General features: G+C 46.5%; 23 protein-coding genes and 1 pseudogene. 12 read left to right on the forward strand and 12 right to left on the reverse strand.

Annotated elements, in window-relative coordinates; all coding sequences use genetic code 11:
• Positions 1 to 10 precede the first annotated feature (10 nt).
• On the reverse strand, positions 11 to 1,393 hold the full coding sequence (ffh, locus tag C2759_RS01060) for a signal recognition particle protein (protein ID WP_215355576.1): 1,383 nt from the start codon (positions 1,391 to 1,393) through the stop codon (positions 11 to 13).
• A gap of 20 nt (positions 1,394 to 1,413) precedes the next feature.
• Between ffh and C2759_RS01065 the strand changes: the two genes are divergently transcribed.
• From C2759_RS01065 to C2759_RS01085, 5 genes are all read left to right on the forward strand, one after another.
• Positions 1,414 to 2,262, forward strand: coding sequence for an inner membrane protein YpjD (locus C2759_RS01065; protein WP_215355578.1), 849 nt, complete (start codon positions 1,414 to 1,416; stop codon positions 2,260 to 2,262).
• 4 nt (positions 2,263 to 2,266) lie between these two features.
• Complete coding sequence (gene ampD / locus C2759_RS01070; RefSeq protein ID WP_256441201.1) at positions 2,267 to 3,082, forward strand: 1,6-anhydro-N-acetylmuramyl-L-alanine amidase AmpD; 816 nt, start codon at positions 2,267 to 2,269, stop codon at positions 3,080 to 3,082.
• A gap of 347 nt (positions 3,083 to 3,429) precedes the next feature.
• Entirely contained in the window at positions 3,430 to 6,321 is a 2,892-nt protein-coding gene (locus tag C2759_RS01075) for a ribonucleoside-diphosphate reductase subunit alpha (RefSeq protein ID WP_371816916.1), read from the forward strand.
• A 45-nt stretch (positions 6,322 to 6,366) separates the two neighbouring features.
• Positions 6,367 to 7,554 carry a ribonucleotide-diphosphate reductase subunit beta gene (locus tag C2759_RS01080; protein ID WP_215355582.1) on the forward strand — a complete coding sequence of 396 codons (1,188 nt, stop codon included), beginning with the start codon at positions 6,367 to 6,369 and terminating at the stop codon, positions 7,552 to 7,554.
• A 332-nt stretch (positions 7,555 to 7,886) separates the two neighbouring features.
• The gene (locus tag C2759_RS01085; RefSeq protein WP_305849434.1) at positions 7,887 to 8,174 is read left to right on the forward strand and encodes a hypothetical protein; all 288 of its coding nucleotides are present in this window, start codon (positions 7,887 to 7,889) and stop codon (positions 8,172 to 8,174) included.
• Between the two features lie 203 nt (positions 8,175 to 8,377).
• On the opposite strand, the gene C2759_RS01090 is transcribed toward C2759_RS01085, so the two are convergent.
• The 7 genes and pseudogenes from C2759_RS01090 to C2759_RS01115 all read right to left on the reverse strand — a co-directional run bounded on the left by C2759_RS01090 (position 8,378) and on the right by C2759_RS01115 (position 14,116).
• Positions 8,378 to 9,337, reverse strand: a complete 960-nt coding sequence (locus C2759_RS01090) for a carbohydrate kinase family protein (protein WP_215355584.1) — start codon at positions 9,335 to 9,337, stop codon at positions 8,378 to 8,380.
• 57 nt (positions 9,338 to 9,394) lie between these two features.
• Positions 9,395 to 10,003, reverse strand: a complete 609-nt coding sequence (locus tag C2759_RS10555; RefSeq protein ID WP_251367040.1) for a DUF3426 domain-containing protein — start codon at positions 10,001 to 10,003, stop codon at positions 9,395 to 9,397.
• Between the two features lie 21 nt (positions 10,004 to 10,024).
• Positions 10,025 to 10,942: pseudogene (gene prmA / locus C2759_RS10560) on the reverse strand (50S ribosomal protein L11 methyltransferase); the annotation flags it as partial.
• 34 nt (positions 10,943 to 10,976) lie between these two features.
• A complete protein-coding gene (gene accC / locus C2759_RS01100) occupies positions 10,977 to 12,341 on the reverse strand; it encodes an acetyl-CoA carboxylase biotin carboxylase subunit (RefSeq protein WP_215355587.1) in 1,365 nt (454 codons plus the stop codon).
• Positions 12,342 to 12,393: 52 nt separating this feature from the next.
• Complete coding sequence (accB, locus tag C2759_RS01105; RefSeq protein ID WP_215355589.1) at positions 12,394 to 12,855, reverse strand: acetyl-CoA carboxylase biotin carboxyl carrier protein; 462 nt, start codon at positions 12,853 to 12,855, stop codon at positions 12,394 to 12,396.
• Between the two features lie 29 nt (positions 12,856 to 12,884).
• Complete coding sequence (gene aroQ, locus C2759_RS01110) at positions 12,885 to 13,340, reverse strand: type II 3-dehydroquinate dehydratase (protein WP_215355591.1); 456 nt, start codon at positions 13,338 to 13,340, stop codon at positions 12,885 to 12,887.
• A gap of 248 nt (positions 13,341 to 13,588) precedes the next feature.
• Positions 13,589 to 14,116: a TlpA disulfide reductase family protein gene (locus C2759_RS01115; protein WP_215355593.1), complete on the reverse strand. Its 528-nt coding sequence runs from the start codon at positions 14,114 to 14,116 to the stop codon at positions 13,589 to 13,591.
• 26 nt (positions 14,117 to 14,142) lie between these two features.
• Here C2759_RS01115 and mpl point away from each other — a divergent pair, with 26 nt between their 5' ends.
• The 6 genes from mpl to mtgA are packed head-to-tail and all read left to right on the forward strand — an operon-like array spanning position 14,143 to position 20,829.
• Positions 14,143 to 15,549: a UDP-N-acetylmuramate:L-alanyl-gamma-D-glutamyl-meso-diaminopimelate ligase gene (mpl, locus tag C2759_RS01120; RefSeq protein WP_215355595.1), complete on the forward strand. Its 1,407-nt coding sequence runs from the start codon at positions 14,143 to 14,145 to the stop codon at positions 15,547 to 15,549.
• Positions 15,550 to 15,554: 5 nt separating this feature from the next.
• Positions 15,555 to 16,283, forward strand: a complete 729-nt coding sequence (gene fabG / locus C2759_RS01125) for a 3-oxoacyl-ACP reductase FabG (protein ID WP_215355597.1) — start codon at positions 15,555 to 15,557, stop codon at positions 16,281 to 16,283.
• A gap of 2 nt (positions 16,284 to 16,285) precedes the next feature.
• Positions 16,286 to 18,274 carry a ribonuclease catalytic domain-containing protein gene (locus C2759_RS01130; protein WP_215355599.1) on the forward strand — a complete coding sequence of 663 codons (1,989 nt, stop codon included), beginning with the start codon at positions 16,286 to 16,288 and terminating at the stop codon, positions 18,272 to 18,274.
• The gene (locus tag C2759_RS01135; protein ID WP_215355601.1) at positions 18,258 to 19,118 is read left to right on the forward strand and encodes an energy transducer TonB; all 861 of its coding nucleotides are present in this window, start codon (positions 18,258 to 18,260) and stop codon (positions 19,116 to 19,118) included. The genes C2759_RS01130 and C2759_RS01135 overlap by 17 nt, the downstream gene beginning before the upstream one ends.
• Positions 19,119 to 19,159: 41 nt before the next feature.
• Entirely contained in the window at positions 19,160 to 20,068 is a 909-nt protein-coding gene (aroE, locus tag C2759_RS01140; RefSeq protein WP_215355602.1) for a shikimate dehydrogenase, read from the forward strand.
• 17 nt (positions 20,069 to 20,085) lie between these two features.
• On the forward strand, positions 20,086 to 20,829 hold the full coding sequence (mtgA, locus tag C2759_RS01145; protein ID WP_215355604.1) for a monofunctional biosynthetic peptidoglycan transglycosylase: 744 nt from the start codon (positions 20,086 to 20,088) through the stop codon (positions 20,827 to 20,829).
• Positions 20,830 to 20,831: 2 nt separating this feature from the next.
• Here the strand turns inward: mtgA and pyrF are convergent, their stop codons facing one another.
• On the reverse strand, positions 20,832 to 21,677 hold the full coding sequence (pyrF, locus tag C2759_RS01150) for an orotidine-5'-phosphate decarboxylase (protein WP_215355606.1): 846 nt from the start codon (positions 21,675 to 21,677) through the stop codon (positions 20,832 to 20,834).
• Between the two features lie 74 nt (positions 21,678 to 21,751).
• Here pyrF and corA point away from each other — a divergent pair, with 74 nt between their 5' ends.
• A complete protein-coding gene (corA, locus tag C2759_RS01155) occupies positions 21,752 to 22,723 on the forward strand; it encodes a magnesium/cobalt transporter CorA (protein ID WP_046329509.1) in 972 nt (323 codons plus the stop codon).
• A gap of 4 nt (positions 22,724 to 22,727) precedes the next feature.
• Here the strand turns inward: corA and C2759_RS01160 are convergent, their stop codons facing one another.
• From C2759_RS01160 to thiL, 3 genes are read right to left on the reverse strand one after another with little or no spacing between them, the layout of a single operon-like run.
• Positions 22,728 to 23,252 (reverse strand): CinA family protein, encoded by a 525-nt coding sequence (locus C2759_RS01160; protein WP_215355607.1) that lies wholly within the window; start codon positions 23,250 to 23,252, stop codon positions 22,728 to 22,730.
• Positions 23,249 to 23,830 carry a phosphatidylglycerophosphatase A gene (locus tag C2759_RS01165; RefSeq protein WP_215355609.1) on the reverse strand — a complete coding sequence of 194 codons (582 nt, stop codon included), beginning with the start codon at positions 23,828 to 23,830 and terminating at the stop codon, positions 23,249 to 23,251. The genes C2759_RS01160 and C2759_RS01165 overlap by 4 nt, the downstream gene beginning before the upstream one ends.
• Positions 23,827 to 24,849, reverse strand: a complete 1,023-nt coding sequence (gene thiL, locus C2759_RS01170) for a thiamine-phosphate kinase (protein ID WP_215355611.1) — start codon at positions 24,847 to 24,849, stop codon at positions 23,827 to 23,829. Before thiL ends, C2759_RS01165 begins: the two co-directional genes overlap by 4 nt.
• Positions 24,850 to 24,928 lie beyond the last annotated feature (79 nt).

The raw sequence follows: 24,928 nt of genomic DNA on the forward strand, positions 1-24,928 counted from the left end.
TTTTTAACCATTATTTTTTAAAGAGTCCGCCAATGCCCTTGGCCGCTCCTTTAGCTGCCATGGAGGCCATGGTGCGGGCCATCTTGCCGCCCTTGAACTGCTTCATCATGGTTTGCATTTGCTCAAACTGTGCCAACAGGCGATTCACTTCTTGAACCTCAACGCCTGCACCAGCTGCAATGCGACGCTTGCGAGTCGCTTTTAGCAATTCAGGTTTTGCGCGCTCTTTAGGTGTCATGCTATCGATAATGCCGCGCATGCGCTTTGTCTGTTTGTCAGCAGCACTCATATTTGTTTTGGAGGCTGCTTGTGCCATATGACTTGGTAGCTTATCCATCAAGCTGGCCATACCACCCATCTGTTGCATCTGTGCAAGTTGATCTCTGAAGTCGCCTAGATCAAATCCACCTTTAGAAATCTTACTTGCTAACTTTTCTGCTTTTGCAACATCGACGTTCTGCTGAGCTTGCTCAACTAGCGCAAGAATATCGCCCATGCCCAAAATACGAGTTGCCATTCTCTCGGCATCAAATGCTTCGAGACCATCCATTTTTTCGGCAACACCAATGAACTTGAGCGGCACACCGGTAACCTGGCGCACAGAAAGCGCTGCACCACCTCGTGAATCGCCATCTAACTTGGTGAGGATTACACCAGTGAGCGGGAGTGCTTCATGGAAAGCTTTGGCTGTATTAACGGCATCTTGACCCAGCATGGCATCAACCACAAACAGGGTTTCAATTGGATTGAGATTGGCATGCAAGGTTTTGATTTCTTGCATAAGCGCTTCATCAATACCGAGACGACCAGCTGTATCTACTAGCAGCACATCAAAATAATGGCGGCGTGCCCAATCTAGAGCGGCTGCAGCAATTTCACTCGGCTTTTGATTGATATTGCTTGGGAAAAATTCAGCACCAACTTGTTTACTGACAGTTTCTAGCTGTTCAATAGCCGCAGGACGATAGACGTCACAAGAGACGGTCAGCACTTTCTTTTTCTTCTTTTCTTGCAGAAACTTGGCTAATTTACCAACTGATGTGGTTTTTCCTGCGCCCTGCAAGCCAGCCATGAGGATTACCGCTGGTGGTTGGGTTGCTAGATTCAGTTCACCGCTTTGGGTAGCGTCACCTCGCATGACCTGAGCCAGTTCGCGCTGAACAACGCCAACCAGCGCTTGTCCTGGACTGAGGCTTCCAACCACTTCCTCGCCAAGGGCTTTAAATTTAATTTGCTCGAGTAAGGATTTAACGACTGGAAGCGCAACGTCCGCCTCCAGCAAGGCCAGGCGGATCTCCCGGAGCATTTCTGCAGTGTTCTCTTCGGTCAGGCGAGCTTGGCCCCGCATTGTTTTAACAACACGAGATAGGCGATCGGTGAGATTCTCAAGCATTTATCGATTAGACTTTCTAGATGGATATTTTAGGTTACTCAAGCTTGAATTGGCTCCCTTCTGCGCTTTATTTGCTTCTTTTGGTCTTTTTGGGTTCACGGCCCAAGGGAAAAATTGAATCCCCGGCTTTTATAGGCCTAGTTCAGGCATTGATTCTATTGATTTTGCTGGTGCATGGAATTGAGCTTCACGACTCGGTTTTTACGCCTGAAGGATTTGTATTTGGTTTTGCTCAGGATCTTTCTCTGATAGCTTGGGTGGGTCTCGCGTTTTACTGGTTTCAGTCATGGTTCCTGCCGATTTCCAGTTTACGTTGGCTTGTCTTATGTTTTGCTCTGATTTGCTCTGTACTGCCAGTGATGTTTTCCGGCACCTTGATTTCGCCAAAGGCGGTATCCGATCCTTGGTTTAAGGGGCATTTTATTGTTGCCACTATTTCAGTTGGATTGTTGAGTTTGGCAGCGTTGCATGCCATGTTGATGAGTATTCAAGATCGAGCATTACACCGTCAGCTAGCCGTCACACCTAATAGCCGCATCTCCCATTGGTTGGAAGATTTGCCACCACTAATGGCAATGGAAAGTCTTCTCTTTAACTTGCTCTACGTGGGTGTTGCGCTACTGAGCTTGACAGTCTTTTCTGGACTCCTCTTTTCCCAAACATTATTTGGTAAACCACTTGTTTTTGATCACAAGACCATCTTTGCTTTGATTTCCTGGCTCTTATTTTCTGGTCTTCTCATAGCCCGTTGGCGTGTTGGTTTGCGTGGGCGCGTAGCTGTTCGTTGGGTCTTGAGTGCTTATACCGCCTTGCTTCTGGCCTATGTTGGCAGTCGATTTGTTTTGGAAGTGATTCTTCAGAGAGCATGACGTTTTGATTAAGTGGCTTCTTTTATTTGCTGGTGTAGGCGTTTTGTACCTTTGGATAAAAGGCAAAAAACAAGCAAAGCTCAATACGGATGAGGCTGCCAAGATAAAGGCAGAGCAAAACAAAGTTGTTGAGCCGGAGGTGATTGTCCAGTGCCACCATTGCTCTATTCACCTTCCAAAATCTGAAGCAGTCATGCAAGAGATGCGCTTCTATTGCTCTCAAGAGCATCTCGATAGCTTGGATGCCCAAGGTTGGCTTGGTTCGGCCGCTTGGCGTATCTCACCTAACCAAGATATGCGACCAGAGGGTCTTGTACCGGATTTGGCGGTGATTCATCACATCAGCCTTCCGCCCGGAGAATTCGTCAATCGCAATTCCACCCAATTTATCGTAGATTTTTTTCAAAACAAATTGGATTCTTCCTTGCACCCCTATTTTGAAGAAATTGCTAATCAAAAGGTATCTAGCCATTTTTTGATTTCTCGTCGTGGCGAGATCTTTCAGTTTGTATCTACTCAAAGCAAAGCCTGGCATGCAGGCGTCTCATCTTTTTTGGGGCGAGATAAGTGCAATGATTTTTCGATTGGTATTGAGTTGGAGGGAGATGGCGACCATCCCTTTGAGGATATTCAGTATTCTGCGCTGGCTAAATTAAGCGCCCAAATGCATTCTGTTTACCCCAATCTTCAATTTGCTGGGCATAGTGATATTGCCCCGGGTAGAAAAGTCGATCCAGGTATGCAATTTGATTGGAAAAAGTTTCAGGGTAAAAACAACATCCCTGCCGAAAAATTACCCTTTGGTTTAGATCCACGTTAGGACTCTAAATTAGTATGTGAGCACACGCTCACTTTTCTGCCCTTTAGCTAAAAGGGCTACAAAAACTGCACCAAAATGAACCCTAGTTAATTGAAAATATAGGGAAAAATACTTATAAATATTCGTCAGAAATGACTTACTAATTTCTCAATATTTCCCTATACTTAGTGTCAAATGCACTTCGAAACACTAGATGTAGTGTTTGAATACAGCAATACCCTATTGTTTTTTAAAGAATTTTGTCCAAATAACTATATATAAGCAGGAAAAATATGACATACGCCAACCCCCAAGCAGTGGGACAGACTACCGGCACAAATAACCCAGGGATCAGCTCCTCCGAATCGATGAATCAAACTCCATCTGCTGGCTTTGTAGCTGGCGGAGTAGGTGGCGGCCAAGCTACTCAATTATCTGATTACAAGATTATTCGCCGAAATGGTTCAGTGGTGGCATTTGAGCCATCCAAAATCGCCATTGCAGTTACAAAAGCATTTTTGGCGGTTAATGGCGGTCAGGGCGCGGCTTCTGCTCGCGTACGTGAGCAGGTTGAGCAGCTAACCCATGCAGTAGTTCGCGCCTTATTGCGTAGTCGTCCAAATGGCGGGACCTTCCACATTGAGGATATTCAAGATCAAGTGGAATTGGCATTGATGCGCAGTGGTGAGCATAACGTTGCTCGTGCATATGTTCTTTATCGTGAAAAGCGCAATCAAGAGCGTGCTGCACAGCAGACCACTGCACAAGAAACTCAAGCGTCAACCCAGTCTACTGAGCCAGGTTTGAAGGTGTCAGATAACGGTGTTGAGAAGTTATTGGATATGGCGGCCTTGCGCACCATTATCGAAGCTGCCTGTGAGGGTCTTGGCAACAATATTGATGCCAGCCCAATCATTACTGAAACCATCAAGAATTTATACGATGGCGTACCAATGGCTCAAGTGTATGACTCTGCAATTTTGGCATCACGCACTTTGATTGAAAAAGATCCTGCATACAGTCAGGTGACTGCACGCATATTGATGCACGTGATTCGTAAGGAAATCCTTGGTCACGAAGTATTGCAAGGCGATATGCAAGCTGAGTACGGCAGCTATTTTGCCAAGTATATTAATGAAGGTATTTCTGCTGAGCTCTTAGACCCACGTATGCGTGAGTTTGATTTACCAAGATTGGCAGCTGCCTTGAATGCAAGTCGTGATTTGCAGTTCAACTATCTTGGTTTGCAAACTTTGTATGACCGTTATTTCTTGCACATTGAAGATCGCCGTATTGAAATGCCGCAGGCATTTTTCATGCGCGTTGCAATGGGCTTGTCTTTGAATGAGTTGGATCGCGAGCGTCGTGCAATCGAGTTCTATGAAATCCTTTCTACCTTTGATTTCATGTCTAGCACGCCAACCTTATTTAACTCAGCGACAACACGTCCTCAGTTATCTAGCTGCTATCTAACAACAGTGGATGACGATCTTGATGGCATTTATGAAGCATTGAAAGAGAACGCACTCTTGTCAAAGTTTGCTGGCGGTTTAGGTAATGACTGGACAAACGTACGCGCTTTAGGAAGTCATATCAAGGGCACTAACGGTAAGTCACAAGGTGTTGTGCCGTTCTTAAAAGTGGTGAACGATACAGCGGTTGCAGTAAACCAGGGTGGTAAGCGCAAGGGTGCAGTTTGCGCCTACTTAGAGACATGGCACTTAGATATTGAAGAGTTCCTTGAGTTGCGTAAGAATACTGGTGATGATCGTCGTCGTACGCATGACATGAATACCTCAAACTGGATTCCTGATCTGTTCATGAAGCGTGTGATGGAGGGTGGTGAGTGGACACTATTCTCACCTTCAAATACGCCTGACTTGCATGACAAATTCGGCAAGGCCTTTGAAGAAGCTTATGTTGCTTACGAGAAAAAAGCAGACGCTGGTGAATTGAAGCCATTCCGTCGCATTCCTGCGCAGCAATTGTGGCGCAAGATGTTGGGTATGTTGTTTGAAACTGGCCACCCATGGATCACATTCAAAGATCCTTGCAATATTCGTAGCCCGCAACAGCATATCGGCGTAGTTCACTCCTCTAACTTGTGTACTGAAATCACTTTGAACACAAATGAGAGTGAGATTGCGGTTTGTAACCTAGGGTCTGTGAACTTGACAGCCCACATGACAACAGATGCATCCGGCAAGATGATTTTGGATCACGAGAAACTCCAAAAAACGGTCCGTACTGCAATGCGGATGTTGGATAACGTGATTGACATCAACTATTACGCTGTTGCTAAAGCTCGTAACTCCAACTTGAAACATCGCCCTGTCGGTATGGGCATCATGGGCTTCCAGGATTGCCTGCACATGCAACGTATTCCTTACGCTAGTGATGAGGCAGTGAAGTTTGCTGATTCTTCAATGGAAGCGGTTTGCTACTACGCCTATCAAGCCTCAAATGAGTTGGCTGAAGAGCGTGGCGTTTACAGCACCTATAAGGGTTCATTGTGGGACCGTGGCATTCTTCCACAAGACTCAGTGGCATTGTTGGCGGCAGAGCGTGGTGGGTACCTTGAGGTAGATGGTTCCTCCACTATGAATTGGGATGGCTTGCGTGCCCGCATTAAGGAGCACGGTATGCGCAACTCAAACTGCGTTGCGATCGCACCGACTGCAACAATTTCCAATATCATTGGTGTATCAGCATGTATCGAGCCGACATTCCAGAATTTGTTTGTGAAATCTAACCTCTCAGGTGAGTTCACCGTAGTAAACGAGTACTTGGTTCGTGATTTGAAAGATCGCGGTCTCTGGGATGAAGTCATGATTGCGGATTTGAAGTATTTTGACGGTACCTTATCCAAGATTGACCGTGTTCCACAAGATTTGCGTGACTTATATGCCACCGCATTCGAAGTAGAGCCAAGTTGGTTGGTTGAAGCTGCCTCACGTCGTCAGAAGTGGATCGATCAGGCGCAGTCACTCAATATTTACATGGGTGGCGCATCTGGCAAGAAATTGGATGACACGTACAAGCTGGCATGGTTGCGTGGTTTAAAGACTACCTACTACCTCCGCACAATGGCTGCAACGCACGTTGAGAAGTCTACGGTTGCAAGTGGCCAGTTAAATGCGGTATCTAGTGGCGGTGGTGTGAATGGTACAGATGCAGCATCAGCCCAAGAGTTGGACGGCCCTGCTTGCACAATGCGTCCAGGCGATGCTGGATTTGAAGAATGTGAAGCATGTCAGTAAGCCATTTGCTAACTGATTTAGAAAAATAAGAATTAGGAGAAAGTTATGTTGAATTGGGAAGAAGAAGTAGCTCCTGCGATAGCCAAGGTTGGTTTGGTACCGCAGCCTGTATTTGCGGAGCCACAACGTCCACAAGCAGACCAGGTTGCGATTGTTGCCCCCCAGAATGTTGAGTCTGCACCTGTGCAAGCCACTTCATTGACTGGCGGCGCAGCTTTGCGCGTCAATGCTGCTGATAAGCGCGTGATTAATGCCAAGACTGATGTGAATCAGCTAGTTCCATTTAAATATAAGTGGGCTTGGGAGAAATATCTGGCTGGTTGTGCAAACCATTGGATGCCACAAGAGATCAATATGAACCGCGATATCGCGCTTTGGAAGGATCCCAATGGCTTAACTGAGGATGAGCGTCGCATCATCAAGCGTAATCTTGGATTCTTCACAACAGCAGATTCTTTAGCGGCAAACAATATTGTTTTAGGTACCTATCGCCACATTACTGCTCCAGAATGCCGTCAATATCTGTTGCGTCAGGCTTTTGAGGAGGCAATTCATACTCACGCCTATCAATATATTGTGGAATCTTTAGGCTTAGACCAGAGCGAAATCTTTAATGCGTACAACGAAATCGAGTCTATTCGCGCTAAGGATCAGTTCTTAATTCCGTTTATTGATGTGTTGACAGATCCTAATTTCAAAACCGGGACATTAGAAACTGATCAAATGTTGCTCAAATCATTGATCGTTTTTGCTTGCGTAATGGAAGGATTATTCTTTTATGTTGGTTTTACGCAAATACTTGCAATGGGTCGCCAAAACAAAATGACGGGTGCTGCTGAGCAGTATCAATACATCCTTCGTGATGAGTCTATGCACTGTAATTTTGGTATTGATTTAATTAATCAAATCAAGCTGGAGAACCCGCAGTTATGGACTTCCGCGTTCAAAGACGAGATCAAATCTATCTTCGAAAAAGCAGTGGAATTAGAGTACCGTTATGCAGAGGATACGATGCCTCGTGGAGTGCTCGGATTGAACGCGCCGATGTTCAAAGGTTACCTAAGATACATCTGTAATCGCAGATGTTTGCAAATAGGACTTGACGCGATGTTCCCAAATGAAGAGAATCCATTCCCATGGATGTCAGAAATGATTGATCTGAAAAAAGAGAGAAACTTTTTTGAGACACGCGTTATTGAGTATCAAACTGGCGGTGCGCTAAGTTGGGAATAAGTTTTAATTAAAAGCGCATGGCCGGCTAAATAGGAGATTAGACGGTTGGATAGTTTTAAAAGTCAGCAAAACCAGACTCAAATCCGAAAACCCTTGTTCTAGGGTGCCTGGTCTACTCTCTCTATTTTTTCTAGCAAATTTAAGAAGCCGTTACCTTTTGGGGTCACGGCTTTTTTTCCAAGATTCATTAGCGTGCAGCACTTAGCATCAAGCCGCGCGCCGATGAATGGCTCGCTCGTCGGCTCCAATCGGTTGCAAAACCAGGCGGAAATGAATGGTCGGGTCTTCTTAATCGGTAGTTTGTACTAATCCTCACGTGAAGGAGCATTACTATGGCAATCGCCAAGAAGAAAGTTGCTGCAAAGAAACCAGCTGCAAAGAAAAAAGTTGCTGCTAAGAAGCCTGCTGCTAAAAAAGTTGCTGCTAAGAAGCCTGCTGCTAAGAAGAAGCCTGCCGCTAAAAAGCGTCCTCCTGCTAAAAAAGCTGCTGCTAAGAAGCCTGCTGCTAAAAAGCGTCCTGCTGCTAAGAAGAAGCCTGCTGCTAAAAAAGTTGCTGCTAAGAAGCCTGCCGCTAAAAAGCGTCCTGCTGCTAAGAAGCGCGTAGCTGCAAAAAAAAAGTAAGTAAGCCTGCTGCGAAGAAAGCGGGCAAAGCTGTAAAAAAGCCCGTGGCTAAAAAAGCTGCCGCTTCAACAACGTTGAATCCTGCCGCTGCTTGGCCCTTCCCAACTGGCACACGTCCATAAGCTTTGCTTACAGGCGGGTGAAGTTCAAAGGGATCTCTCACGAGATCCCTTTTTTATTGCTACCTAAGTGAATTATTGGCTTTAGAGGGCAAATCCAAATGCGGATTTGAATTGAGCGGCGATGTCATCTTTGCTCATTTGGTGATTTTGTGGTCCCTGATGGGTGATTTTGATCGAACCCATCAAGCTGGCTAATCGCCCGGTAGTTTCCCAATCCATGCCGTTTTCTAATCCAAACAGTAAGCCACCCCGAAATGCGTCGCCGCAACCAGTTGGATCAACTAATTTTGCTGCTGGTACCGGCGGAATCGCAATACATTTACCGTCAAAGTAGATATCCGCACCTTCAGCGCCCTTAGTCACGATTAATGCTTTTACTCTTTCAGCAACTTTTGCCAGGCTTAAACCAGTTCTTTGGGAGAGCATTTCGCCTTCATAGTCATTTACTGCGAGGTAGCTCGCTATATCTACAAGCTCTAGCAGCTCTGGACCATTAAACATCGGTAAAACCTGGCCTGGATCAAATACAAAAGGAATTCCTGCTTCAGCTAACTGATGACAGTGCTCCCACATTCCTTGACGACCGTCAGGGGCGACGATTCCAAATTTAGCGGCGGCTTTAGCATTTTTACTGCGCTCCGCAATCACCGAGGAAACTTGATTGAGATGTGATTCGCCCATTGCGCCCGGATGAAAAGCGGTAATCTGATTATTGGCTTGATCAGTGGTGATCATCGCTTGAGCGGTAAATGCCTGATCAATTTGGCGAATATGCGTTGCATCAATCTTGAGTTGTTTGAGGCGATCAAGATATGGGGCCGCATCACCACCAACGGTTGCCATGATGATGGGATCGCCACCCAGAAGACTGAGGTTATAGGCAATATTGCCTGCGCAACCACCAAATTCACGTCGCATTGTAGGAACCAGGAAGGCAACATTCAAAATATGAATCTGCTCTGGCAGGATTTGATCAGCAAATTTGCCTTCAAAGTTCATGATGGTGTCGTAAGCGATGGAACCGCAGATCAAGCTAGCCATAAATAATTACTTTCTAATAAGAATCAATTGAAATAGGTGTGAAGTGGAGTTTGAAGTCTACTTTTCAGTGTAAAAAATTCTGACGCGATACCCAGCGGCGTTTTGTGGGAGTGAAATCGGTAATGCAGATGAAAAGATTTCACCGGCAGGGGCGCCTTGACGTAAAAAATCAGGATGTGAGTCTTGCCAAGCAGTCGGTAACCATTCTTGCGGAGTGAGTTGAATCTTTTTGATTTCAGACTCCTCTGCATCGGTGAGAGAAATTTCTAAATTCGGAAATAAAACGGCGATGGCAAGACGATTTTGTATTCCAACTTGCAATACAGATTGATTTGAGGGGTTTTTAAGGCTCTCTCGCGCGTTTTCAGGCAAAAGAGTAACCGAGGTTATTTTCCAAGCAGCAAAATCGCTTACAGGGCGATTTACACACCCCAGTGCACGACACAATTGTTCATCTAACTTCTGCAAAAGAGAAAATGCACTGCTTGCAATTGCAGGAGAGCTGCCATCAACGCGTGTTGCTAATGTTGGTAAAAGGAAATTTCTGGAAAGGTGCTCGCCACAAACAATGAGTAGGAGGAAAAAAAGACTAAGAAAAATGAATTTAAAACTTTTTTTTTGAGCTGGTGCTGAAGTAACTCTATATTTATCGACTGAACTTGCCAAAGCACCTTGTGTAGGAAATTCGCCGTGTAAACAGACCCAGCCTTCACTTTCTTTCCAAACGGAAAGTTTTAACCATTGGCTATAGGTTGCAATCACTTCTTCTGCTTGGCGCGCCAGCACGCCAGAGAGAACAATTTTTCCACCTGGACGCATTTTGTTTACCAGCGCCGGCGCTAAAACTTGTAGAGGATTGGCCAAAATATTGGCCATGACGATGTCGTATTTAATTTCTGCCGCAAGTTCAGGTGCATTTTCATTGGGCAGAACAAAACGAATGGTCGTCTTGTTGATTTCTGCATTGCTACGGGCCGCAACCATCGCTTGTGGATCAATATCAGTTCCAACTACGGGTTTACATCCCAATTTTGCAGCGGCAATGGCCAAAATTCCAGACCCACAGCCGTAATCCAGCAAGCTTTGATTCGCAAGTTGTGTGTTTTGTTCAAGCCAAAGCAAACAAAGGTGTGTGGTTGGATGGCTGCCGGTGCCAAATGCTAAACCTGGATCTACCGCCAAACAAATTGCATTGGGGTCGGTAGGCGCCTCATGCCAAGAAGGCACCACCCAAATACGCTCACCAATCTGAATAGGAGTAAATTGACTTTGGGTTAAGCGAACCCAATCTTGTTCTTCAACAATCTTTTCTTGTGGGGCTGGGAGATTGAATCCTGCTTCCTGAAGGGATGTGAGAAGCTCGGGAATGAAGTTTTCTCTATCAGAATCATCAATCTCTGGATTAAAAAGTGCAGTTACAGAAGATCGATCCCAAGCTTGAACTTCTGGCGAGAGTCCTGGCTCGCCATAGAGTGGATTTTCATCGTAACCACCTGCGGCATCATCTTCAACGGTAACGGAGAGCGCTCCCACTTCCAGTAAAGCATCACCTAAGGGTTCCGCAATCTCTGCTGGGACCGTGAAAACAAGTTCACGATAGGACATGCTTACTCCAAATGGACATCAACTAACCTGTAGCTTAAGGCTTACCGCGACTAGCGGCTTGCTCTTCAAGGCGATGCTCGAGATAGTGAATGCTGGTGCCGCCTTCGATAAAGTTCGGGTCAAGCATGAGTTCACGATGCAGTGGCACATTCGTTGTAATGCCGTCGATCACCATCTCGGAAAGGGCAATCTGCATACGGCGTATCGCTTGCTCGCGAGTATTGCCATAAGCAATTAACTTGCCAATCATGGAGTCGTAATTAGACGGCACTACATAACCGCTATAGGCATGCGAGTCGACGCGAATTCCGGGACCGCCTGGCATATGGAATGAACCAATTTTTCCTGGGCTTGGTGTGAACTTGAATGGGTCCTCTGCATTCAGACGGCATTCGATGGCATGACCACGGAAAACAATGTCTTTTTGGCGGTAGCCCAGTTTTAAGCCAGCAGCGATGCGAATTTGTTCTTGAACAATATCAACACCTGTAATCATTTCGGTGACTGGATGCTCTACTTGAACGCGGGTATTCATCTCAATGAAGAAGAATTCACCATCTTCGTACAAGAATTCAAAAGTACCAGCACCTCGGTAACCAATTTTTCTACAGGCTTCAGCGCAACGCTCACCAATTTTGGCAATAGCGCGACGATCAATGCCAGGTGCCGGAGCTTCTTCAATCACTTTTTGGTGGCGACGTTGCATTGAGCAATCACGCTCACCCAACCAAATGGCATTGCCATGGGTATCAGCCAAAATCTGAATTTCTACGTGGCGAGGCTTTTCTAAAAACTTCTCCATATAAACTTCGGGATTACCAAAGGCACGACCAGCTTCTTCTTTAGTCATGTTGACCGCATTGAGAAGGGCTGCTTCGGTATGCACGACACGCATTCCACGACCGCCACCACCACCGGCAGCTTTGATGATGACTGGGTAGCCAACGCGTTTTGCAGTGGCAATAATTTCTTTTGGATCGCTTGGCAAGGCACCCTCTGATCCAGGAACGCAAGGGACGCCAGCTTTGATCATGGCACGCTTGGCTGAAACTTTGTCACCCATGAGGCGAATTGAGGTTGCAGTAGGGCCAATGAATGCAAAACCGGACTTCTCAACACGTTCTGCAAAGTCGGCATTCTCAGAAAGAAAACCATAGCCAGGGTGAATTGCTTCAGCATCCGTCACTTCCGCCGCTGAAATGATGGCAGGCATATTGAGATAGCTGAGCGGTGATGGGGCAGGCCCAATGCAGACCGCTTCGTCAGCAAGCTTCACATATTTAGCTTCTTTATCTGCGGTAGAGTAGACCACCACAGTTTTAATTCCCAACTCGCGACATGCGCGTTGGATACGGAGAGCAATTTCTCCGCGATTGGCAATCAGAATCTTATCGAACATGTCGGCTCTGAGTTAAGTAACGGTGGATTGGAATAGATCTAAGAGAGATCTATTAAGCGATGATGAATAGCGGTTGATCAAATTCAACGCCTTGACCGTTTTCACACAGAATTTGTTTAATGACGCCGGCTTGCTCGGATTCGATCTCATTGAGGAGCTTCATCGCTTCAATAATGCACAGCGTTTGACCCACTTTGACGGTGTCACCCACTTTGACGAAATCTGGAGACTCAGGGTTAGGTGCGCGATAGAAGGTGCCGACCATTGGTGAGCGAGCAATAAAGCCAGATTCAGCGGGCGCTTCTTCAGTAGCTGGTGCTGCAACTGGGGTAGTCGCAGGAGCGGCTTGCATCACTTGGGCAGGCGCTGGATTGGCGTAAACCACTTGACCTGTGTGAGCTTGAGAGCCGGCATTCACAATGCGAACACGATCTTCGCCTTCATTGACTTCTAATTCAGAAATTCCTGATTCAGAAACAAGGTCGATTAGGGTTTTTAGTTTTCTTAGGTCCATGGATAGGCTTCCTCTCTGGTAATTCTTAATTAATCTTTATTTTGTAAACGGGCGATGGCCGCTTGCAGTGCTAATTCATAACCAATTGCGCCCAAACCGCAAATAACGCCAGTAGCAATATCAGACAGGTAAGAGTGTTTGCGGAACTCTTCACGCTGGTGAATGTTGGACAGGTGTATCTCTGTAAACGGTATGGCAACCCCGGCCAGTGCATCGCGCAAGGCAACACTGGTGTGGGTAAAGGCGCCTGGATTAATGATGATGAAATCCACCCCATCTTGTTTGGCCTTTTGAACTCGGTCAATCAACTCCCCTTCATGATTGCTTTGGAAGGTGGATAAATCGACGGAGTATGACTTGGCAATCGCACCAAGCTTTATATGAATATCTTCAAGGGTGGTTTTACCGTAAACCTCTGGCTCACGGGTTCCCAACAAATTGAGGTTAGGGCCTTGGATAACGAGAATTGAAGTGTTTTTCGACATAGATCGATATTTTTAGAGGCAGTTAGGTTTAATTGCGGAGATAAAACTTTTCTCTGAAAACTGCTTATTCAATGAAGAATTCTCTTCATCTTGAAGACAAAGTATACCTCCGGAGCGCTGTCCCAAGCCTAAAAATGATGCAATAAACTGGCTATTTTTTATGATTTAAAGCGTAAATATTGCAAGTTTCAGCTCAGAAACTACTAATTTTGAACTTGATAATGACTGCAAAGATCATTTAAAAGCTCTTATAAAGCCGATTTAATGACACTTCTTAGTTCTTCTTCGCTTATCTTTCCTAATTTTCTGCTAGTAGCCTTGCCTTGAGCATTAATGATGACGGTGTAAGGAAGTGCCCCTTGGGCATTCCCCATCTGTTTCGAGATATTGCTGCCCTCAAGTCCGCCGATCACGATTGGGTAAGAAACTGGGGTTTTTTCTAGGAATTCGCGAATGTTAGAGGGTGAATCAATGCCAATGCCGACAAATAAGACATTTTGACTCTTGAACTCTGCTTGTAATTTGTCCAAAGTTGGCATTTCTTCGACGCAGGGAGGGCACCAGGATGCCCAAAAGTTCACGACGAGGACTTTTCCACGCCATTCTTTGGTTTCAACTGATTTTCCATCGGGTGTTTGCCATGAGTTGGCAAAAAAGGCTTTGATAGCGGGGTCGTCAGCTAGCTCTGTTTTGAAGATCCATTTCGAGGTCGCCATTCCCGCAGCAAGGGCTACGAGGTTAAATCCAATGATGCCAATCCACTGTCTTCGGTTCATTGCTACTCCTTAGCTAAAATTGCCCAATGCATATTCATATCTTGGGCATTTGCGGTACTTTCATGGGCGGCATTGCCGCAATCGCTCGGCAGGCCGGACATCGTGTTACTGGTTGTGATGCCAACGTATATCCACCGATGAGCACGCAGCTTGAAGCGCAGGGCATTGAGCTCATCGAGGGATTCTCGCCCGACCAATTATTACAGTTTGAGACGATGCCGGATTTATTTGTAATCGGCAATGTTGTTTCTCGTGGCAATCCACTGATGGAGGCCATTCTGAATCAAGGGCTTCCTTACACCTCTGGCCCTCAGTGGCTAGGTGAGCAAGTTCTTTTTGAGAGGCATGTTTTGGCTGTTGCCGGTACGCACGGCAAAACCACTACCTCCGCCATGCTGGCCTGGATCTTAGAATTCAATAATTACAAGCCGGGTTATTTGATTGGTGGGGTGCCATTGAATTTCACTGTATCTGCCCGCTTAGGCGAGGGTAAATACTTCGTGATCGAAGCTGATGAATACGACACGGCATTTTTTGATAAGCGCAGTAAGTTTGTTCACTATCGCCCACGCACCGCTTTGTTAAATAATCTCGAGTTCGATCACGCCGATATTTTTGCTGATCTTGCTGCAATCGAAACGCAGTTTCATCATTTAGTACGTACCGTTCCAGGGGGTGGTCTCGTTGTGGTTAATGGTGAAGAGCCTGCTCTTGAGAGAGTCATTGCAAGAGGTGTTTGGGCGCCTGTCGAAAAGTTTGGGCAAGATAGACACAATGCCTGGTCATTAATTTCTCAGGCAGAAGATGGCTTTACTGTTTTGCAAGATGGTAGAGAGGTCGCCACAGTGACTTGGGCATCAGACTCGGGAGTCATGGGCCGTCACAATCAACTCAATGCATTGGCAGCCATTGCGTCAGCAAATCATGTTGGCATTGCACCAGCCGATGCCGCACGCGCTTTGGCTGAGTTTAAAAATGTGAAGCGCCGTTTAGAAACGATTGGTGTCGCAAATGGAGTAACCCTATACGATGACTTTGCACATCACCCAACCGCAATTATTACCACGGTAGATGGCTTACGCCGCCGCGTAGGGCAATCACGAATTTTGGCAGTATTAGAACCTCGTTCTAACACGATGAAACTTGGGGTGATGAAAGCTCAACTACCCAATAGCCTAGAAGCTGCCGACAAGATTTTTGCTTACGGCGCAAGCGCTGGTAAGGATTCTTTAGGTTGGGATTTAGATGAAGTCTTGGCCCCATTAAATGCAAAGAGTCGCAATCGAGCTGCAGCCTTTGATGATCTATCTACTTTGGTTAAGGCTGTTGCAAATGAAGCGAAGCCTGGCGACCATATTTTGGTGATGAGTAATGGCGGCTTTGGCGGAGTGCACCAAAAAATATTGACTGCAATACAAGAGAAAGCAAAGTGATAGGCATGAGACTAAAAGATAAGGTAGCCATCATTACTGGTGCTGCAAAAGGCATTGGCTTTGCAACTGCCAAACGTTTTGCGCAAGAAGGTGCAAAGGTCATGATTGCCGATGTGAATCCCGAGGCGGTTAAAGCTGCTGCAGATCTTATTTCTGGCTCAGAAGCGTACGTTATGAACGTAACTGATCGTGCAAGCATTGAAGCAGCTGTTGATCAAATCATGCAACGCCATAAACGCATTGACATTTTGATTAATAACGCTGGCATCACTCAAGACGCACGTTTAGTCAAAATGACGGAGGCTCAATTTGATTCGGTGATTGATGTCAACCTCAAGGGTGTCTTTAATTGCACGCAGTTGGTAGTGCCGCATATGTTGGAGGCTGGCAAAGGCGCTGTCGTCAATGCTTCTAGTGTTGTGGGTATTTATGGAAACTTTGGACAGACTAATTATTCAGCAACTAAGTTTGGGGTGATTGGCTTTACTAAAACCTGGGCGCGTGAATTGGGTCCAAAAGGTATTCGGGTAAATGCAGTGTGCCCAGGCTTTATTGCTACTGAGATGGTCAAAGCCATGCCAGAAAATATTCTGAAAGATATTGAAAGGCGCAGTTGGCTCGGTCGCTTAGGGACTCCTGAAGAAATGGCAAACGTCTATTTATTCTTAGCAAGCGATGAGGCTAGCTATGTGAATGGTGTTGCTCTTGAAGCCAGTGGCGGGATCTCTCTCTAAGCATGCATCTTTTATATGAAGAGGGTGGCGACATCAAGGTCGCCACAGTCCAGTCTGCTTCGGGTGCTGGAGATGCAGAATCATGGCAAGCAACTAGTTTGTCTGGGAAAAAGATTAAGTTAAAAGCCAAAGAGGTTTGGTTGCGCTTTGAGAAGCCAGAGCCACAGGCATTGATGGATGAGGCAAATGCCCTATCAAAAGAGATTGATCTGCAGTTCTTATGGGATTGCGCACCTGACGAAGAGTTTGGCTTATTAGATGTTGCTCATGAGTACTTTGGCGCTCAAGCCACCGTACCGCAACAGACTGCATTGGCCATCGCCTTACAAAGTGCGCCAGTATTTTTCCGTCGCAAAGGGCGTGGACGTTTTCAAAGGGCGCCACTAGAACAACTGCAGGCTGGTTTGGCTGCGCTTGAGCGCAAGCAAAAAGAATTAGAGCAGCAGACTGCATGGCAGCAAGAACTAGTGGCTGGCGTGTTTCCAGAGACGCTTCAATCCCAGGCAACTCAACTTCTGTTTTCTCCGGATAAAAATACCTCTGCTTACAAAGCATTGATTGCAGCGTGTACTGAGTCAGGAGAATCAGCTGCACAGCTCATGATTCGCTGTGGTGCGATTGACTCACCTTTGCAATATCACCAAGGGATGTTCTTAAAAGCGCATTTTCCTCAGGGCGCTGCACACGACCTGAGTTTGGTGGTTGATCAAGCTGCTCTAGATGCCGCTATTTCAGAATTGCCTCTAGCTGAAGTGACTGCATTCTCGATTGATGACTCAGGTACTACTGAAATTGATGATGCTTTATCAGTTACTAGGCTCGAGGGTGGTGGATATCGTATTGGTATTCATATTGCGGCGCCTGGCTTGGTGATTGTCAAGGATGATGCTTTAGATAAAGTCGCACGTAATCGGATGTCTACCGTGTATTTCCCTGGCGACAAGATTACGATGTTGCCCGACAAGGTGATTGCACAGTTCTCATTAGATGAGGGCGCCGCTCGCCCAGCTTTATCGATTTATGTGGACATTGATCCAGCTGGAGTCGTAGATAAAGAGACTCTGCAGTTGCGTGCTGAGATGGTTCCGATGGGGGCAAATCTGCGCCTAGAGAATTTAGAGCATCTGGTAACGGAAGAAAGTTTGGCTGATGAATCAGCTGGCTATGCTTATCGTGAAGAGCTGAGTGTTTTATGGGCCGCGGCAAAGTTATTGCACGCAGGGCGCCAGGAACAGCGTGTAGCTAATGGATTGCGTGCTGAGCAATTAGGGGTCTTGGATCCTAATGCCTTAGCAAGAGACTTTCATTTTCAAATTCAAGAAGTGGATGGCGCACAGAGGGTGGAGATTAGTCCTCGTCAACGTGGCTCCATCCTCGATACTATCGTTGCTGAGTGGATGATTTATTGCAACAGTGCTTCAGGACGCTTATTGGCGGATCATGGGATACCTGGTCTGTTTCGGACTCAAAAGGGTTGGGGTCCTTTACGTACGCGTATGCAGACAACTCCCGGTCCACATGAAGGATTGGGTTTGGAGTATTACGCCTGGTGCACATCACCTTTGCGCCGTTACTCAGATTTGGTAAATCAGTGGCAGTTAATCGCAATAGCAAAACATGGCATTACTGCCAAGATGGTGGCGCCGTTTCCTCCGCGTGATGCTGCATTAATGGGTATCGCCGCCGACTTTGAAGCTTGCTATTCAGCCTATGGTGAATACCAAGATCGCCTTGAGAAATATTGGTGCTTGCGCTGGCTTTCTCAAGATGAGACTCCTAAGCAAGTCTTTGTGAGACATCTTAAGGAAGGTATGTCGCGAGTAGAGCCTGTCCCATTGCATCTTCCAGTTCCTGAGTTGGTGACCCATCCGCGCATGACCCGAGCTGAAGTAAGTGTGGCTGACGTAGACCTATTGCAGCTCACTGCCGGGGTTCGAGTTCTTCATATAGAAATCCCAGAAGTTCCTGAGAGTGATGCAAGTCTTACCTAGGCTGTCGCAGCTAGTAGGACGCTTCAATACTGGTTGGCGCCGCCACCCATTTCGCTATGCGCTAGGCCTTTCGATGTTGGCTCACCTCATCTTGCTATCTTTCCGCTGGGGTATGGGGGAAATAGAAAATCGTCGTCTAAACACACCGCTCAGTGTTGTCTTGGTAAATGCGAGTAATCAAGTGGCGCCCAAGCAGGCCAATAAATTAGCCCAAGCAGATTTGCAGGGAGGCGGCAATACCTCCAGTCAAGATGCTAATGCGCTCCATCAGGCAAGACTCGGTGCAGATGCCCGTCTCGAGGTTTTAGAAAAACAGCAAAAGCAAATGTTGGCTAAGCTTGAAGCGGATCGAGCGCTTTCGGGCGGTCGCAAAAGTGGAGATGAGAAACAAGCGACATCCCAACTAAATTCCTTGGAAGCTGAGTTGGCTAAACGTTTACAGGCCAATGGCCGCGAGCCTCGTCGTAAGGTTTTGACTGGGGCAAGTACTAAAGCAGTTGTCTTTGCCCAGTATTACGATGCCATGCGTCAAAAGATTGAATCTTATGGAAGTGCTTTTTTTCCACGGGCTAATGGTCGCCCCTTGTACGGAAGTTTAGTGATTGTGGTGAGCGTAGATGCTCAGGGGCGAATTGCCAATAATGCTCAAGGTAAAGATGGTCTTAGTATTGGGCGAAGTTCTGGCAATCCCGAGTTGGATCGCCAGGCCTTAGCAATTGTGCGTGCTTCCGCCCCCTTTGGAGTTTTCCCCGCAGAAATGCGTAATCAGCTTGATATCCTAGATTGGGTTTCCACTTTTGATTTCACACGAGATGGATCTGATCGCTTAGATTTGCGCCCTTAATTCAGAAGACATCACTCAATTTCGCTTATCCTGTAGTTACTATGAGTCAAGTCACCTCCGCCCAATTGCATACTGATCCCAGCAAATATCATGGTGTAGATGTTTATGCGGTTGCCGGTAATCCGATCTCACACAGTAAATCACCTGCTATTCACAAGCGATTTGCTGAGCAGTCAAATCAGAAAATGTATTACGGGCGTTTACAGCCCGAGCTTGGAGAATTCAAAACCGCTGCGCAAGCTTTCTTTTCTGCTGGTGGTAAGGGTATGAATGTCACCGTCCCATTTAAGTTGGATGCTCAGGCTCTCGCAGATGTATTAACGCCTCGTGCTCAGCTCGCCGGGGCTGTAAATACTTTGCGTATTGAGGATGGAAAAATATTTGGTGACAACACGGATGGCGCTGGCTTAGTCAGAGATTTATTGGCTCAGGGTATTCAGATTGAAGGCTCTCGAATTTTATTGTTAGGTGCTGGCGGCGCATCTCGCGGAGTGCTGGGCCCTTTATTGGAGCAATCGCCCAAAGAGTTGGTTATCGCCAATCGATCCAATGCCAAGACTGAGGATTTGGTTCAATTATTTAGTGATTTGGCTCGCTCTCTACAAGTGATATTGACGGCAGTAACTTTGAACGAACTGGAAGATGTGAGTAAGACGGCATCTACCTTTGATCTCATTATTAATGCTACTGCTGCCGGACTATCTAATGAGTCTCCTATTAGCGATACCGCCGCAAGCAATATCTTTACTCCACAGTCTTTTGCCTACGATATGGTCTACGGCAAAGTCACTACCTTGATGCAGCAAGCATTACATCGCGGTGCACGGGTCAGTGATGGCTTGGGTATGTTGGTTGAGCAAGCTGCCGATGCCTTCTTAATTTGGCGTGGTGTTCAGTTTTCTGATGCAATTGATTCTCGCGCTGTATTGGCAGAACTTCGCACTTCTTAATTTATAGCTAAGCTGTAATGCGTTGGCTTTATTACCTTCTGAAATGTTTGCTGGGTGGTTTTATTGCCATGCAAATGTACTTTGTCATTCAGATTGGATTATGGGTAGCGCTTGATCCTAGCAGTACTGCATTTCAGAGAGCTGAACGTTGGCGCCTTTGTAGTCTATCTTGGTCTTGCCCGGTTAAGTCATCTTGGGTTCCGTATGACAAGATCTCGGCCAATCTCAAGCGTGCTGTTTTAGTGAGTGAAGACGATATCTTCTTTCAGCATATGGGTGTGCGGGTTGAGGATATGAAAAAGGCATGGACCAAAAATTCACAACTCAACCAACAGGGTAGTGGTAAATCTAAAACAGCTTTGCGTGGCGGCTCTACGATCACACAGCAACTAGCAAAGAATCTTTTTCTTTCTTCCGAGCAGAATTATTTTCGCAAAGCTCAGGAGCTCATCATTACGGGTTTATTGGAGGTGATGCTTCCTAAGCAACGTCTTTATGAAATCTATCTGAACTCGGTTGAATGGGGCGAAGGCATCTTTGGTATTGGCGCTGCTTCTCAGCATTACTATGGCATTAAGCCAGCATCGCTTAATCGTGAACAGGCCGCAGCTTTAGCCTCTGCATTGCCAGCACCGAAGTGTTTCGATAAATCACAATACTGTCGTAAGGCCAATATTCACTTCCCCACGCGGCAAGAATTTATCTTGGAAAATATGGATAGGGTTGCTTTAGCACCCAATCCGAAACCTAAAGCGCGCTAGCGTTACTTAGTGCTTGCAGTTCTTAGCGCATCTCTCGTTGCGATGGCTACTTTTCTGGCCGCCTCAGCAAAATCATTTCCTGAGCTTGCATACAAAATTGCTCTGGAGGAGTTGATTATCATGCCTGTACCTGGCTGATTGGGTATGGAGCCAGCTTTAACGGTGGCATCGATATCGCCACCTTGAGCGCCAATACCTGGAATGAGTAAAGGCATCTCGCCAACAATGGCTCGCACTTGAGCAATTTCTTTGGGAAAGGTAGCGCCAACTACTAGGCTAATTTGTCCAGAGGCATTCCAGTTCTGTGCGGCAAGCTTGGCCACATGCAGATAAAGCGGCTCTCCATTGGAGGCTACATTCAAGAACTGAAGGTCGGAGCCCCCTGGATTTGAGGTTCGACATAAAACAATCACGCCCTTACCAGCGTGCTTCAGATAAGGTTCGATCGTGTCAAAGCCCATGTAAGGGTTCACGGTGACGGCATCTGCACCATAGCGCTCAAAGGCCTCTAAGGCGTAGTGGTCTGCGGTGCTGCCGATATCACCACGCTTCGAGTCCAATATGACAGGGATATGCGGATATTGATCTTTAAGATAGCGAGTGAGCTTTTCAAGTTGAGCCTCGGCTCTTTGGGAGGCAAAGTAAGCGAACTGGGGCTTAAAGGAGCAGGCAGTATCCGCAGTGGCATCAGCGATCTCGCGGCAGAACTCAAAAATCCCCTCAGGCTTGTCCTGAAATACAGCGGGTAAACGCTTGGGATCTGGATCAAAGCCCACACACAACATACTGCCTTGAGAAGCCCATGCAGACTGGAGTTGTTGGATAAAGGTATTTGAGCTGGAGTTCATTAGGATTAAGCTTATTTTAGTCAAACTGTCATGGTCTATAGGATAAACTAGCGACCATTCCTTAGGAGTTCACCATGATCAACTTGTTCGTCCTGCAAAATGGCCGCCTCTCTCAAGAGCAAGTGGAAGATCGCAATGAATTGTTGCAATACTCCAACCCTATCTGGATCGACGTTGTTGACCCCGAAGAGGAAGAGCTCCTGTGGATCAAAGAGGCTTTTGGCGTTCTCTTGCCTGAATTAGATGATTTAGGCGACTTAGAAGCTTCTGCGAGGTATTTTGAGGCGGATGATGGTCACCTCCACATTCGTACTGACTTCTTATTGGACGAAGAAGAAACCTCTCGTAACGTACGAGTTGCTTTCGTGATGACCAAGCAAGTTTTGTTCTCGATTCATGACGAAGATTTACCGGTATTCCGCTTGGTGCGTTTGCGTGCCCGTTTGCGCCCAGGTTCAGTTAGTAATGCGAAAGATGTTTTGCTCGACCTGTACTCTACTGATGCCGAGTATTCTGCCGATGCCTTGGAAGAGGTTTATGAAAATCTCGAGCAAGCAGGCAAGCGTGTTCTGCAAGATGACATTACCGATCATGATGCAGAGGAAGTGCTCGAAACGATTGCCAAGGAAGAGGATACCAACGGACGTATTCGTCGCAATGTGATGGATACTCGTCGCGCATTGTCTTTTTTGATGCGCAGCAAATTATTGTCTGATGAGCAGCAAGAAGAAGCGCGTCAGATTTTGCGAGATATTGATTCATTAGAAAACCATACCGCGTTCTTATTCGATAAGATCAACTTCTTGATGGATGCGACAGTCGGTTTTATTAATTTGAACCAAAGTAAGATCATCAAGATCTTCTCGGTGGTATCGGTTGCCTTAATGCCACCAACTTTATTAGCTAGCGTGTGGGGAATGAACTTCCGCTATATGCCCGAACTAGAACAGACTTGGGGTTATCCAGTTGCCATTATTTCAATGGTGATTTCAGCGATGATTCCATTGGGCTACTTCCGCCACAAGGGTTGGCTTAGCTCACGTTAATGCACTAGGCATTTTTTGGTTTAAGTAATTCCAAAAATTGAGAGAGTGCAAAATCACGCGCTTGCTCTCGCACTACTTGGCGATCACCGTTGAAGTGCTTGGTCAGCGTGACTGTATTAATAACATCATGCCCAACATTTTCTTTGATCGCCAAGCCAAAGCAGATGGTGCCAACCGGCTTTTCTGCTGAACCACCCGTTGGACCAGCGATACCGGTAATGGAGATAGCAGCGTTGACATTGGCATGACGTAGCGCCCCCTCGGCCATGGCTTTGGCGACTTGTTCGCTGACTGCGCCAAAAGAGTCAATGGTTTCCATTGAAACGTCTAAGCATTCTGATTTTGCGGCATTGCTGTAGGTGACATAGCCTCGTTCAAGCCAATCACTCGAGCCTACTAAGTCCGTTAGTGTGGCGCAGACAAGGCCGCCAGTGCAGGACTCTGCTAAGGCAATTTTCCAGCCTCGGTTCACTAGAGTCAGGGCAATAGCTCTCGCCAGCTCATGTTGGGGATCGTTATTGTTTTTCATGAGAGATAGCCCAATCCAATTTGCACAAGCGCTATTGTGAGAAGTGTAAAAAATGCAGCAGCAAGATCATCTGCAATGATTCCGAAGCCGCGCCATAGTATTAAGCCAACACTTGATGGAGAAGAGTTGTCACTAATCTCTACATGTTTAAAGTGTCGATCAATCATTCCGATCGGACCGGGTTTTACGGCATCAAAGAATCGGAATAGTGCAAATGCCAAGATCTGCATCCATAAGTTTGCTGGCATGATGAAAATCAATATGAGCCAGAAGGCCACCACCTCATCCCAAACAATTCCACCAAAATCTTTTTTCCCCAACTCTTCACTGACTTGTCCGCAGATCCAGCACCCTAAAAGAATCCCTACGCCAATAATCCACCACCATGCTTCAGTTGATAGAAAGAGTTCGCCCAACAAGAAAGCAGCCCAAGCCCACAGTGTTCCTGCAGTGCCAGGTGCAAATGGCGCCAAACCACTGCCTAGTCCAAACGCCAGAGCGCGGCTGGGTTTGCTAAATACCCAGCTCAAGCTGGGGGTGGGTACGGTCGAAGTTGGCGTATTAGTTTGATTATTCATGCGAAGTGATCAAAAGATTTGAGCAGTTGATTTACTTCTTCAGGACTTAATCTAGCCCCATTGATATCAATGAGCTGGATTTCTGGTGAGTGGTGTTGCATTTCCTTGATGCTGCCAATTTGAGTGAGCGGAAGATTTAAGTCCCCACTGATTTTGGTGATGGTATTTCTTAAGCTACTTGTGGCAGTAAAGCACAGCTCGTAATCATCACCGCCACTTGCGGCATATTGATTTTGAATATTGGGCGATTGTTTGCGTAGTGTGGTGGATTTAGGGATCCGCTCTAAATGGATTTCTGCATCTTTACCTGATTGCTGGAGGATATGCCTCAGATCACCCAATAGACCATCGGAGGAATCTACAGCAGAATTGGCCACGCCTCTTAAGGCGATGCCTAAATTAATTCTAGGGGTCGGTTGATGCATGCGCGCCTCAATTACTTCCAAATCTCCCTTTTCTAATTCAATTTCATGACGCAGTGCAGCAAGAGTAAGTCTGGCATCACCAACGGCTCCCGAAACCCAGATGTCATCGCCTACTAATGCGCCTGACCTACGAATGGCTTTATCTTTTGGAATACTGCCAAAAGCAGTGATGCAAATATTGAGTGGGCCGGCAGTAGTGTCTCCGCCAATGAGTGGGCAGGCAAATTGATTAGCGATGGCAAATAAACCTTTGCTAAACGCTTCTAACCAGGCTGAATTCGCCTCAGGCAGCGCCAGTGCTAGTGTGAAGCCCATTGGCCTAGCACCCATAGCGGCTAAGTCTGAGAGGTTGACTGCTAGGGCTTTCCAGCCCAGCCACTCTGGATTGGCGTCTGCAAAAAAGTGTCTACCACTGACCAACATGTCACTGGTAATGGCAATTTCCTCGGCAGGGTCAGTTTTTAGTAGGGCGCAATCATCTCCAATCCCCAGTTTTACTGAGCCGGGATTGCTGACAAGCATCAGTTCCGACTGCGTTTTAAAGAAACGCTGAATGAGGTCAAATTCGCCAAGTGAGGATATTTGAGATTGCATGCCCCATTTTATGGCTCTTGGGAGTCTTTCATCTGAGAGGAATAGAATTGGAAGCTTGAATACCTCTGATTGATGAGTG

Source organism: Polynucleobacter sp. MG-Unter2-18 (assembly GCF_018687675.1).
GTDB lineage: Bacteria > Pseudomonadota > Gammaproteobacteria > Burkholderiales > Burkholderiaceae > Polynucleobacter.